This is a genomic window from Clostridium sp. UBA5988 (assembly GCF_002435615.1).
GTDB lineage: Bacteria > Bacillota > Clostridia > Clostridiales > Clostridiaceae > Clostridium_J > Clostridium_J sulfidigenes.
Genome location: NZ_DJBA01000068.1, coordinates 17,830 through 31,438, shown reverse-complemented (window position 1 = coordinate 31,438; position 13,609 = coordinate 17,830). Strand labels below are relative to the sequence as shown.

The following is a 13,609-nucleotide window of genomic DNA, read 5'->3' as shown; positions in this document are numbered from 1 at the left end:
TTTTTCTATGAATAATTCAGGTGTAAATAAAATATATAAATATATTTTACGAAGAAAAGGGTTAATAAATTATAGTGGTTCAATTAATCAGGAGGAACTATATAAATCATTTAAGAGGTATTACGGGGATAATTTATTAGATAAACTAGAGAGTAATATTTATCATTGGACTGATTATACATGGCTAAGTAATATAGCAAGGAAACCTAGGGAGATAATACATCCATTAAGGAATATATTATTTATATTATTCTTGTGCGATAGTATTGAAGAGTTTTTCAATATGAAAATTGATGATAGATACAATTTACCATTTGGTGAGGCAAAATGGCCATGTTTGAATAAGATAGCAGACCATTATAAACAGGATATAATAGAATGTTGTGATATTAAGTATGATTATAAAAGTAAATGTCCAATTGGGACATTTAAATGTTCATGTGGCTTTATATATTCTAGAAGTGGAGAAGATAAAACACAGGAAGATCGGTACAGGATTGGTTATATTAAAGATTATGGATATGCATGAAAAAATAAGTTAAGAGAACTCTTGTTAAAGAACGGATTTAAAATTCGAAAGATAGGAAGAGTAATGGGATGTGACTCTAAAACGGTACTTAAATATGCAAAAGAATTAGGTATGGTATATAAAACTAAAGAAAAGAATGTAGATAATGATGTTAAGGATGATAAAACAGTAGATTTAGAAACTAAAAAGGAAATAGCATATAAAAATGACATTATAAATATTACAATAGAAAATCCAGAATTTACGAGAACTCAAATTAGAAACATTATGAGTAAACAATATATATGGCTTTATAGACGTGATAAAGATTGGTTATATAATCATTTACCAGCTTGTAAAAATAAAAAAGTAATAGAGCCTAGTAGGAAAGTTGATTGGATTAAAAGAGATAATGAAATATTAATAGAAATTAAGAAAGCGTATAGCGAAATTTTAAATGGTAAAAATTTAAGAAGAATTACAAAATCTTATTTAGGAAGGAAAATAGGAAAAGAACCATTGTTATTCAGATATATTGATAGATTACCATTGACTAAAGAATATATCGAAAATATCACTGAGACAATAGAAGAGTTTCAGATTCGTAGAGTGGATAATTTATGTAATATGTATATGAATGAAAGAGTAAGCTTTTCAAAATGTAAAATAGAACGAAAGGCAGGGCTTAAGAAGGGGTATTCAAAACAGGTAGAAAGTAAAATATATGAGTATATTAGGAAATTATAGCATTAAGTTGAGGTGAGAAAATGTTATACTTCTTTACCGATCCATATCCAGATGAAATAATGTACAGTATATATGTTAGGTATCATAAATATAGTATGAACCATAACATAAGGACATCTATGCATGAATTGCTAGGTAAAAACATAGGCAAAATAAATATAAATACATTTCCATCTTATTTAAAGTATTTATGTAATAATATAAACTATAATTATGAACCAGACTACTTTATTAATAATCATTCACTGTTTCCATTATACAGACCATTTTTACAAAGTAAAAGAATTGATAAACTAAAAAATGATATGATTAATGGAAATGCAGTATCAATATATATGAGAATCGGTGAAATGGCAGGTGGTATTTGTAAAAGTGATATTCCCAAAGTTTGTTTAGATTGTTTAAATGAAGATTATGAAAAGTATGGAGAAAAGTATTTTCATACTATGCATCAAGTTCCAGGTAATAAAATGTGCGGAGTACATAATAAAATGCTATATCAAGTTAAATATGATGAGAAAGACAATTATTTAGATATATATGATATAAATGGTAATAATGTTCAATATATTGAAATATATATTGATAAAAATCTATTGTTTCAGTTTAGGAATTTAGCTAATGACATTCAATTCATTTTTAAATTAAGTAATGAAAGCATGAATTTAGAGAATACAATATTAAAATATGAATCTATGTTAAGTAGAAAAGGATATATTACTGCTAGAGGAATTTTGAAATCAGAACAATTAGAAAATGATATTATTAATTTTTATGGCAAAGACTTTCTAAAAATATTGGAGTCAGATATAGATGAAAACATAAGTTGGGTTAAATGGGTAGCTAAAGCATCTAAAGTTACGCACCCAATAAGGCATATCTTATTTATAAGATTCTTATTTGGAAGTTTTAAAAATTTTTATGAGTATGAAGATATAGGCTATCATCCGTTCAATTTGGGACCATGGCCATGTTTAAATCCCATGTGCCAACATTATAAAAAGGATGTTATTAGCAATTATATGATATCAAGTAGAAGTAAACCAGGAATTCCTTTAGGTATCTTTAAATGTGATTTATGTAACTATACATATACTAGGTTAGGGCCTGATAAAGAAGAAAATGATAAATTTATTAAGCGTACAGTTAAAGAATATGGAGATGTATGGAAAGAAGAATTGCGAAGAAATATATTAAAACAAATTTATAATATTAGCGGATTAGCATCAGTAATGGAATGTGATAGAAAAACAATTGGAAAATATGCAAAACAGCTAGGAGTTTTTGATTATTTAAATTCGCGTATGAAAACTGAAGAAATAGGAACATATAAGATTAGAAGAAAAGATAATTTAAAAAATAATTATAAAAAGCATATAATAGAATATATAAATAATAATCCTAATGCTAACAGAAGTAATGTATATAGCAATTTAATGAAGGAGTACACGTGGCTATATAGATATGACAGACAGTTTTTAGAGTCGATTCTTCCTAAGGCAATAAATAGAAAACAGTGTCTTAGAAAGAATATAAATAGAATTAATTGGGAAGAAAAAGATGCAAAATTATTAAATTGTATTTATGATATATTGCAAGATATTAAACAGTATAAAGTCATAGATAGACCTCGATTAACAATATCTTATTTTAGCAAGAAAGTTAATTACCCATTGATAAAATGTCTAGATAAAATACCTAGAACTAAAAAATTAGTCGAAGAGAATCAAGAGACTATTAGAGACTATCACATTAAAAGAGTTGATTTTGCAATAGAGTTATTAAATTGTGAAAATAAGGTTTTAAAGAAATCTAAAATTTTAAAATATGCAAATTTAAGAGATAGAAAATATGTAGACGAATATATAGATAACATTTTATGTAATAGTGAAAATAAATAAAACTGATAGATAATCACCTATTAATTATGATGATTTTTTTATTTGAAATAGTAGTATGCTATTATAAATGTACAATGTATTTAAACTATAATTAGTATATAAAATTCCAAGTTTTATTTCAAAAATATTTTATATAAAAAATCCGTCTAAATCTATTTTCCAGAACTTATTTTAAAGTGGAATAAATTAATTATTGATAATACTAATGTATAGGACTCAATTTTTCCAGAGCTTTTTTTAAGTCTACAATTGCGTTAAAAAAACTTAGGTAAATATTGAAATATTTCTATAATTTGTTACAATATATATGTAACCATAAACTAAAAACGTTGAGTTAATGGTGAAAATAGGTATTTAGGGGGTATATGAAGATGAAAAGAGGAAATAAGGTATTATTAATAATTTCAGTTATAATAATTCTCGGACTAGTATGTGTAGGATTATTTGGGGGAAAACTTAGTCCTAATGAGGAAGCTAAAATTATAAAAGAAAAATTAGTTCCTTTAAACACTGTGGAGGTTGGCAATGGCTTTGAAGATTTAAAGGAATTTAAGGATATATTTAAGGATAAACAAATTATAGCCTTAGGTGGGGCAACCTATGGAACAAAAGAGTTTTTCCAAATTAAGCATCGTATGCTGGAATTTTTAGTAGAGGAAATGGGGTATAGAACCTTTGCTATGGATGTGGATTTTGGAAGAACTGAATTAATTAATAATTATATATTGAATGGGGAAGGAAATGCTGAAAATATAGTAAGACAAACAAAGATAAATGGAGGTTATTCATGGTCAACGGCGGAGTCTTTGGAGTTAATAGAATGGATGAAAAAGTATAATGAAGATCCTAATCATAAAGAAAAAATTAAATTTTACGGTATTCAAGTTACTGATGCTGAAGATAGTTCAAATTTTGTAATAGATTACTTAAGAGATATTGATGAAGAGCTATACAATAAGTTTGATGGTGAATTAGATGAAGTAAGAGGAAGACCCGTTAGAAATATACCTACAAGTGAGTTAAGAAAAGAACAAGAAAAGGTTGAAATTCTAGTTGATATATTTAATGAAAATAAAGAGAAATTTATAAAAAGCACCTCAGAAGAGAAATATGAAGAGGCTTCGAAATATCTTCAGACTATCTTGAAAAGCATAGAATTAGCCATATACAGTGGACCAGAGCATAACATTAAAGAAGCTTTGAATATGGAAGGGAAATTATTAGCTGATAATATTAAATGGATTCTAGACCGTGAGAGTAAAAATAGAAATGATAAAATAGTTCTTTGGAGTGGAAATCAACATATAAGCAATATTTCTAAGGATTATAAAACCATGGGGTATAATTTAAAGGAGATGTATAAAGATAAGTATTATTCATTAGCATTAGAATTTCATCAGGGGAGTTTTGGAGCGTATCCTATAGACAGTAGTGGTGTAGGTAGTGAATATGAAATCTATAATATAGAAGAAGGAAATCCTCAAATGTTTTCTAATATATTTAACCTTACACAAATATCAAATAGTTTCATAGATTTTAAATCTTCAGCGCAGGATAAGGATGTTAAAAAAATATTATCGTCTTCAATACTAATGCATAACATTATTTTTTATAATGGGTATGAAGAAGATTATTATATGAAATTAAAGCCTATAGATACCTTTGATGGGTTAATATTTATTAGAGATACTAATGCTATAAGTAAATTAAAATAAAAAGTTAAAATAAAAAATAGATGTACNNGTACATCTATTTTTTATTTTAATTAGTCTTGAACTGGAGCACCAACTGGGCAAACGCTAGCACAAGCACCACATTCGATACAAGAATCAGCATCGATAACGTATAATCCATCTCCTGCACTTATGCAGCTAACTGGACATTCAGATTCGCAAGCACCACAAGAGATGCAAGTATCTACTATTTTATAAGCCATGAAAAAGACCCCCCTTTACTATTAAATCATGATTATCATACCATATTATGATATAATAATAAAGAGGATTTATATTTAAATATAATAAAAAATACAAGAAATAAATTAATTTTATAGTTAATAAATGAACTAATTAAAGTAAATGTAAAATATATTAACATTTATTTAAATTAATTTATTTTCAGTACATATAACTAGTGCTATAAAAAAACAAATGTTAAAATAACTACAATGGGAATTAAAGAAGTTTTAAGAGGTATGAAAATGAAGTTAAAGGGAAAAGTGGTAGTAATTACAGGAGGAACAAGAGGTATAGGTAAGGGAATAGCCTTAGAATTTGCTAAAGAAGGAGCAATATTAGTACTAAACTATTTTAACGATGATGAAAGTGCAAGGGAGACTTTAAATGAAATTAGTTCCATGGGAAACTATTGTACTTTATTTAAAGGAGATGTAAGTAATTACAACTTTTCTAAGGAATTAATAGAATATACTCTAGAGAAATTGGGCAGAGTGGATGTATTAGTAAACAATGCAGCTATTTCTAAAATAGGACTATTTATGGATGACACTGAAGAAGATTTTGATAAAATTATGTCTGTAAATTTTAAGTCAGTATTTAATACTACAAACTCTGTAGTTAATCATATGATTTCAAGAAAAGAAGGTAGCATTATTAATATATCATCAGTTTGGGGAGGTGAAGGAGCTGCCTGCGAAGTTTTATATTCTGCATCAAAGGGAGCTATAAATTCCTTTACAAAGGCCTTAGCTAAGGAACTAGCATTAAGTAATATAAGAGTAAATGCCATAGCACCAGGTGTTATCGAAACTAAGATGAACATGTGGATGAAAGAGGAAGAAAGAGTAGAATTAACAGAGGAAATACCCATGGGGAGATTTGGAAGTGTATTAGAAGTGGGAAGAGCTGCAGTATTTTTAGCCAGTAAGGATAGTAGCTACATCACAGGGGAAATACTAAATGTAAATGGGGGCTTTTAAATTTACTTTTAAAATAGATAATAATTTTAAAGTCAGATAGTATATTAATTAATTAATTAATTGATACATATAGAAAGGAATTAGAATTTATGAATAGTGTTGAGATGAAAACATTAATAAAAGTTATATTTGTATGTATACTGTTATTTATATTTTCTCCATTGATTTTTGGAGTTTTAGGAATTGTATTCAAAGGAATCTTATGGCTTATTTTAGGGATTGTAATTATAATAACCCTTAGTATAATGTACTTAAAATATAAGGTGAAAAAGGAAACTAATGAATTTTATTCTTCTAATGAGAATGGAAGACCACAAGGTAGCCATAGTGCCAATGTGACTCCAGATTCAGAATCTTATATAGACTATAGTGATTCTACTATTGTAGATGTAGAAGAGTATGAAGAAAGTAATGATAAGGAAGAATAGTTAAAGAGAAAATAAGAATTACAAACAAGAAGCACCGATGTTAATTTATTTTACTATTGGTGCTTTTGTACATTAGAGGTGAATATAATGAAGAAAATATTATTAATTGAAGATGAAGAACATATAAGAAAGTTTGTAAAAATAAGCCTTAAGAGAGAGGGCTTTCAGGTAGTAGAAGCAGAAACAGGAGAACTTGGTATTGAAGAAGTTGCAAAAGAGAGCCCTGATATTGTAATACTTGATATAATGCTTCCTGGAATTGATGGATATAAAGTATGTGAAATTTTAAAGAAAAGTTATCCACAAATGGGAATAATAATGCTTACTGCTAGAGCGCAAGATGGGGATAAAATTATGGGATTAGAGTTTGGTGCAGATCACTATATTATAAAGCCCTTCAACCCATTAGAGCTTATAGCTATTATTAAATCTTTACTTAGAAGAATGGAACTAGGAAATAGTCTTAAGAGTAGAGAAATTATATCTGGAGTTTTTAAAATAGATTTGGATAGTAAGGTACTATACAAAAGTGGAGTAGAGATAGAATTAACCCCTAAAGAATATATGCTTATAAAAATGTTTATGGAAAATCCCAACAAGGCTTTTAGTAGAGATGAACTTCTAGATATGGTGTGGGGCTATAATTACATAGGAGAAAACAAAATTATTGATGTAAATATAAGACGTATTAGAAGTAAGATTGAAGATAACTCATCTAAACCTAAATATATTGAAACTGTTTGGGGAACAGGATATAAGTGGAGGGAAGATTAAGTGAAATCCTTAAAAACTAAGATTTCTAGCAGTAATATAATTGTAATAGCTATAACCATATTTATAGTTCAAGTTATGGTTTACATAGCTATCAAAGGATATTACTATAGCAATCTAGAGGATACTATATATGGCCAAATTAAGATATCATCAGATTTTTATAATACATACTTGTCCTCCAATACTGTAAAAGATAATATATTTAATGATAATGATACATTTTGGAGTAATACGGATTGTAGAGTTCAAATAATAGACTTAGAAGGTAATGTTATGATGGATTCTTCAGGTTATATTTCAAAGGACAGAATACTAACTAGAGAAGTTAAAGCAGCAGCTAGTGGTAATACTGAAGGGGAAGCTAATATATATCAAAACGAAAATAATAATGAAAAGATTATTTGTGTAGCATATCCACTTTCTTTTGATAGAGATGTAGATGGAATATTGAGATTTAGCGCCTCTACTAAAGATATAGATAAAAGCATAAGGGAGATATTGTTTATAATAATTTTATTAGGTATACTAGTAATTTCTATTTCTTCTACTATAAGTTTATTTATTTCTAATAGTATAATGAAGCCTTTAAAACTAGTTTCTGTGGGAGCAGAAAAGATGGCTAAGGGTAACTTTAAAGAGAGTATACCAAATTACTCTAAGGATGAGATAGGAAGTTTAGCTGATACTCTAAACTATATGTCTGAGGAGATACTAAAAAATGAAAGACTAAAGAATGAATTTATTTCATCTGTATCCCATGAACTTAGAACACCTCTAACTTCTATTAAGGGCTGGGCCATTGTGTTAGAGTCCTCAGATTTAGAAGATAAAGAAGAAGTAAGAGAAGGCCTTAAAATTATAGAGTCAGAGGTTGAAAGATTAACTTATCTAGTAGAAGAATTATTAGACTTTTCAAAGTTAATTTCAGGTAAAATCACTTTAAGAAAAGAAGTGATAAGTATAGGTGAGTTTACTCAAGATATATTAAGACAATTAGAACCTAAACTACTGTCTAGAGGAATAGAGGTCATATTTGAAGATCTACAGGTTAAACCTATAGAAGTTGATAAAAATAGAATGAAACAGGTTTTAATAAATATTTTAGATAATGCTATAAAGTTTTCAGCTAATAATTCTAAAATAATAGTTAAACTAGCAGAAGATGAAAAATATTTAACTATATCAATTAAAGATTATGGCTATGGAATTTCTAAAGATGAACTACCTCATGTTAAAGAAAAATTTTATAAGGGAAGAAACATAAATGCAAGCAATGGGATAGGTCTCTCTATATGTGAAGAAATTATAACTCAGCATGGTGGACTTTTGAAGATAGATAGTGAATTACAAAAGGGTACAGAGGTTATTATAATGTTACCTAGAGGAGATATTAGATGAAAAGATTAATAAGAATACTGATAACTTTTATGTTAGCACTTATTCTTACTGGTTGTAATAAATTTAACATAGAAGTAAAGAAACCGAATAATGATTCTATTTTAAAGGGACAATGGCAAGTTAAAAATTATGTGGGAATTACAGAAGAGGAAGTATTTAATTGTAATTTATTAGACAGCAAAGTTAGTTTTGGTAATGAAGAAGTATTTATGTTTGATAAGGCATACAAGAATATAACTTATAAAGCTAAAGTAGTAAATGGTGAACAATACATTTATAATACTATAGGCTTTATACCTGATTATTTAAAAGATACTAAGGAAGTAGAAGTTGTAACCATATCATCTAAAAATACATATTTAAAGGAAGTTATTGTTATAGATAAAGGTATATTAGTAATACAGGACGATGTTTTACTTTATCTTGAAAAAATAGATGATAACCCCATGGAGAATATCAATGAAAAAACTGGTGTAGATGAAACAGCAGATAGTGAGAAAATTAGTAATGGAGTATTAATAGGCATTAAAGATAAAACTGATGAAGGTTTTACATATAAAACTCTTTGGATAGCCTATGATGGTAAAAAAATATATAGTAAAGAGGTTCCATTCCTGCTTTTACCACGTAAAAATGGATTTTTTAAGGTTTCAATTCATAGAGAATATATTGAAAACAATTATAAGGATAATATAGAATTTGTATTTTTAAGTGGCAATCCATCTGAAAAGCAAGCTGATCTAAAGGTAAATAAAGAACCAAATATAAATGTATCTAAAGAGATAAATTTTATAGGAAATGATTATATAAGTATTAAAGTTCATGAAGAGGGAGAAGGTCATAGGGCTGAAAAATTAGGGACATATTTAATTGATACTATGAATATGGAAGGTAAAGGAGCAGTGTCCTTAGGAAATATTAGTGAACAGAAAAATATAACTAAATTTAATAATGAAGCACAAGGACTTCATATAGAAGATATAAATAAATTTACGGATGTTTCTATAAAAAGAAATCAAGGGAGATGGCAAATTTATACTGTTAATAGTAAAAAGGATGAAAGTATTGAAAATAATATAAATATTCCTTTAAAAGTATCTAAGAATGTAGCTAGGTATGATAGGCTATTTACATCATGGCAAGGAATCAAAAATCAGGTTCCATCAGCGGAGGATGCATTATCCTCCCCTAATAAAAATATGACTATAATAAAGACGAAATCAAGTTTATATGGATATAAAATAGAAGATGGAAAAATCAGTGAATCACCAGAGTTAACTATTTCTTTAAATGGTGATGAGGAGATAGTTATGGCAGAATGGGCCATGGCAGAATTTGTAGGATATTGGACAGAACAAGTGAATTCATTACTTAAGTCAAGTAAATAGTGTAGTATATAAACCAAGGAAAAGCCAGGCAATAATTTGCCTGGCCTTTAGTTATCATGTATAATTTTAGCTACATCCAGTGGTTGTTCCACAATCTTGACAAACCTTACATGTACCATTTCTCACTAAGTTTGTACTTGAACAGTTTGAACAAACCTCGGAGTAAATACGCTCACCTTTTATTGCTGGTTTCCCATAGTCAATAGAAGTAGTAGACACTTCATTATGCTGAATTGTTGGTTTTACCATATCCTCAGGGTTAGGTTTGATTTGGCAACGAGAATAGTCACCAAGTTCAATATCTATAACCTTACTGATTAAGTCAGAGATGGAGCTAACATGCTTAATGTAAGGATGTTTTTGTACAAAGCCATAAGGTTCATATTTTTGTCCTCTGAGCATTTTAGCAATATCTGCTGCAGGAACATGATATTGTAGCATTACAGAAATAGATTTAGAAAGAGAATTTAAGAGTCCAGTTATTATAGTTCCTTCTCTATCCGTAGTTATATAAATTTCAGAAATTTCTCCATTTGTTCTTCTATTAACTGTAGTATATATTTTAACATCATCTATTTGAGCAGGATGAGTAGTTCCAAATCTAATACCCATTGGTTTTTCACGAGTAAATACTGTAGATGAAGTAGTCTGCTTTTGTAGTTCTTTAGCTTTAGATAAAAGCGCTTCATAAGTTAATTTTTCTAAATCTGCATCATTTTCTTCTTCTAAAACTGTATTTAAAGGTTGACTAGCTTTGCATCCATCTCTATAAAGAGATATTCCTTTTACCCCAAGGTTCCAAGAATCAAGGACAACCTTTTTAAAGTCATCTACAGTAGCTGTTTTAGGTAGGTTTACAGTCTTAGAAACTGAACCAGATATAAGAGGGGTGATGGCAGCCATCATTAGAACGTGTCCCATAGGCTTAATATATCTCTCACCACTTCCACATTTGTTTGCTGTATCAAAAATGTGAAGATGTTCTTCTTTAAGATGAGGAGCTCCTTCAATCTTACCATCTATAATTTTTTCATACTCATATCCATTTTCATTAACCATTTCTTTTCTAAGAATATAATCTACTATGTCTTTAATTTCATCTTGTGAATATCCAAGGTTATCAAGGGCATCTTCTATAATTGGATTTACTATAGTCATAAATCCACCACCGGATAACTTTTTATAAACAAAGTGGGAGAAGTATGGCTCAATAGAAGTAGCACCACAATCCATAGCAAAGGAAATTGTTCCAGTTGGAGCTATTACAGATACTTGAGCATTTCTATATCCAAATTTTTCACCATACTCTATAGCTTCTTGCCAAAGAGTTTTTAATAGTTCAGATAGCTCAGTATTACCTTCTGCCTTAAGAATTTCATGATTAACTTCCACAGGGCTATAGTGAAGGTCTTCGTATTCACTATCTAGCGCTCCTGCAACCCTTCCATGATTTCTTATTACTCTAAGCATAGCATCTTTATTAATGTCATATTTTTCGAATGGTCCTACTTTTTCAGCCATAAGGGCAGAAGTAACGTAAGAAGCTCCAGTAAGCACTCCTATTAGGGAAGCAGTTAATTGTCTAGCTTCTTCTGAATCGTAAGCATAACCCATTACCATAAGAAGAGAAGCTAGGTTTGCAATTCCAAGACCTGTTGTTCTAAACATATATGTTTTTCTTGCAATATCTTCTGTTGGGAATTGACCCCAGTGAACAGAAGATTCAAGCATAAGTTGTAGTAAAGATACCATATGAACATATCCATCTAAATCAAATACTTTACTATCCTTGTTGTAGAACTTATATATATTAATTGAAGCTAAGTTACAAGATGTATCATCTAAGAAAGCATATTCACCACATGGGTTAGTAGAATTTAATCTATTATGCTTTGCACCAAAGTCTCCATCTTCACCACCAGGACATGTATGCCAAGCGTTGAAGGTGTCATCAAATTGAGGTGCTGGGTCAGCACATTGCCATGAAGCTAAGTTGAATTCGTCCCATAGCTCACTCACTTTAACATCCTTATTAATTTTTTCATCTATTCTTCCCCTTAAAGTTATTACTTCATCTGGGTTTTCAGATAGATTCTCAACTTTTTTCATAAATTCATCGCTGAATCTTATAGAGTTATTACCGTTTTGACCGGATACAGTTTCATAGGCTTCACCTTCGAAGGAAGCGTCGTAGCCCATTTTGCCTAAAGCACGAACTTTATCTTCTTCTCTAGCCTTCCAATTTATAAATTCTCTAATTTCTGGGTGATCTATATCAAGGCAAACCATTTTAGCTGCACGTCTTGTAGTACCACCAGATTTTATTGTTCCGGCATTTCTATCAAAGCCCTTTAAAAAGCTCATAACACCTGAAGAAATTCCACCAGCAGAAAGCTTTTCGTCTTTAGCTCTAAGAGTTGAATAGTTAGTTCCACATCCAGAACCACCCTTAAATAGTTTAGTTTCTGTTACATATTGCTCAGAAATTGAATGAGGTCCTAAAAGTTTATCTTGTATAGATAAAATAAAGCAAGCAGAAGCTTGAGTTCTAGTATAGTTATCTACACTTTTAACAACTTTTTTTAAGTTCTCATCATAATAAAAATGACCTTGATGTTCACCAGCTATATCATAAGAAAGCTTTAATCCAGTATTAAACCATTGAGGTGAGTTTGGTGCATACATTTGATTTAAGAAGCAATAAACTAATTCATCATAAAGTATTGTAAACTCCTCATCATTAGTTATTAAACCTTCATCCTTTAGAGATTCACACCAAAAATTAACTAATCTATGTGCCACCATTTTAAGACTATTTTCATAACCTACTTCATTAGGTACTAAGGCTCTTTTAAAATATTTAGAAGCAATTATATCACAAGCATTTTGTGAATAGTGAATTGGGAATTCTAAGTCCTTCATATCTACGAGAACGGTACCTTTTTTATAGTCTTTTAAAATTACGTCAACTTTTTTCCACTGGAATAAATCGTATACTGTCAAATTTTTATTAGTCTCTAACTCTTTTGTGTAGTATCTTTTTATTATATTGTTAATACTCTTCATTATAAAAGCTAATCACACTGTTATGATTAGCAAGTCACCCCCTAAATACTTCATATACTATATATTGTGTCCGAAATGTGCTTTTGCACTATATGTTGTATTATATTATATAATTTTTTTTCATACAACTATTGAAATTTCCATTAAACTGTGCTTGTTCACACCTGAAAATAGCCTTAAATTAAGTAGATTTCAGTACCCTAACCACTTCAACTGATTAACTAATAAAATTTTATGACAAAGTTATAAAAATTATTACAAACTAATATAATTTCATAATACATTTGGAAAAATAAATACATAATTCAGCAATTAGGTGATGAATAATAGGAAAAAATAAATTATTACACATTAGACTTTTAAATTATGGTATCATTACCTTATATAAAAAGCTAATAATTATTATTGTGTTCATATAGTTTTAGGAATTAAGAAGTTTAAAATAAGATTAGGATAATATC

At 28.9% G+C, this 13,609-nt stretch carries 9 protein-coding genes and 1 pseudogene; 8 read left to right on the top strand and 2 right to left on the bottom strand.

Features of this window, described 5'->3' with window-relative positions:
• Positions 1-7 precede the first annotated feature (7 nt).
• From B3J31_RS14890 to B3J31_RS14880, 3 genes and pseudogenes are all read left to right on the top strand, one after another.
• Positions 8-1,255, top strand: a pseudogene (locus tag B3J31_RS14890) (TnsD family Tn7-like transposition protein).
• Between the two features lie 20 nt (positions 1,256-1,275).
• Positions 1,276-3,156, top strand: coding sequence for a TnsD family Tn7-like transposition protein (locus B3J31_RS14885; RefSeq protein ID WP_346866777.1), 1,881 nt, complete (start codon positions 1,276-1,278; stop codon positions 3,154-3,156).
• A gap of 371 nt (positions 3,157-3,527) precedes the next feature.
• A complete protein-coding gene (locus B3J31_RS14880) occupies positions 3,528-4,871 on the top strand; it encodes an erythromycin esterase family protein (protein ID WP_346866776.1) in 1,344 nt (447 codons plus the stop codon).
• Between the two features lie 50 nt (positions 4,872-4,921).
• On the opposite strand, the gene B3J31_RS14875 is transcribed toward B3J31_RS14880, so the two are convergent.
• Positions 4,922-5,092: a DUF362 domain-containing protein gene (locus tag B3J31_RS14875; protein WP_035133140.1), complete on the bottom strand. Its 171-nt coding sequence runs from the start codon at positions 5,090-5,092 to the stop codon at positions 4,922-4,924.
• A 264-nt stretch (positions 5,093-5,356) separates the two neighbouring features.
• Here B3J31_RS14875 and ymfI point away from each other — a divergent pair, with 264 nt between their 5' ends.
• The 5 genes from ymfI (at position 5,357) to B3J31_RS14850 (ending at position 10,082) form a co-directional block, all read left to right on the top strand.
• Complete coding sequence (ymfI, locus tag B3J31_RS14870) at positions 5,357-6,094, top strand: elongation factor P 5-aminopentanone reductase (RefSeq protein WP_150846071.1); 738 nt, start codon at positions 5,357-5,359, stop codon at positions 6,092-6,094.
• An 89-nt stretch (positions 6,095-6,183) separates the two neighbouring features.
• Positions 6,184-6,522 (top strand): hypothetical protein, encoded by a 339-nt coding sequence (locus B3J31_RS14865; protein ID WP_150846070.1) that lies wholly within the window; start codon positions 6,184-6,186, stop codon positions 6,520-6,522.
• An 87-nt stretch (positions 6,523-6,609) separates the two neighbouring features.
• Positions 6,610-7,296, top strand: a complete 687-nt coding sequence (locus B3J31_RS14860; protein ID WP_346866775.1) for a response regulator transcription factor — start codon at positions 6,610-6,612, stop codon at positions 7,294-7,296.
• Positions 7,297-8,694: a HAMP domain-containing sensor histidine kinase gene (locus B3J31_RS14855; protein ID WP_346866774.1), complete on the top strand. Its 1,398-nt coding sequence runs from the start codon at positions 7,297-7,299 to the stop codon at positions 8,692-8,694.
• Positions 8,691-10,082 (top strand): hypothetical protein, encoded by a 1,392-nt coding sequence (locus B3J31_RS14850; RefSeq protein ID WP_150846067.1) that lies wholly within the window; start codon positions 8,691-8,693, stop codon positions 10,080-10,082. Before B3J31_RS14855 ends, B3J31_RS14850 begins: the two co-directional genes overlap by 4 nt.
• 66 nt (positions 10,083-10,148) lie before the next feature.
• Here B3J31_RS14850 and B3J31_RS14845 read toward each other — a convergent pair whose 3' ends face one another.
• The gene (locus B3J31_RS14845; RefSeq protein ID WP_346866773.1) at positions 10,149-13,148 is read right to left on the bottom strand and encodes a vitamin B12-dependent ribonucleotide reductase; all 3,000 of its coding nucleotides are present in this window, start codon (positions 13,146-13,148) and stop codon (positions 10,149-10,151) included.
• Positions 13,149-13,609: the final 461 nt, after the last annotated feature.

Bases quoted from the DNA above. Each gene is read 5' to 3' on its own strand.
- ymfI (WP_150846071.1), top strand. From the start codon at position 5,357: ATGAAGTTAAAGGGAAAAGTGGTAGTAATTACAGGAGGAACAAGAGGT.
- B3J31_RS14845 (WP_346866773.1), bottom strand. From the start codon at position 13,148: ATGAAGAGTATTAACAATATAATAAAAAGATACTACACAAAAGAGTTA.
- B3J31_RS14850 (WP_150846067.1), top strand. From the start codon at position 8,691: ATGAAAAGATTAATAAGAATACTGATAACTTTTATGTTAGCACTTATT.
- B3J31_RS14885 (WP_346866777.1), top strand. From the start codon at position 1,276: ATGTTATACTTCTTTACCGATCCATATCCAGATGAAATAATGTACAGT.
- B3J31_RS14865 (WP_150846070.1), top strand. From the start codon at position 6,184: ATGAATAGTGTTGAGATGAAAACATTAATAAAAGTTATATTTGTATGT.
- B3J31_RS14875 (WP_035133140.1), bottom strand. From the start codon at position 5,092: ATGGCTTATAAAATAGTAGATACTTGCATCTCTTGTGGTGCTTGCGAA.
- B3J31_RS14880 (WP_346866776.1), top strand. From the start codon at position 3,528: ATGAAAAGAGGAAATAAGGTATTATTAATAATTTCAGTTATAATAATT.
- B3J31_RS14860 (WP_346866775.1), top strand. From the start codon at position 6,610: ATGAAGAAAATATTATTAATTGAAGATGAAGAACATATAAGAAAGTTT.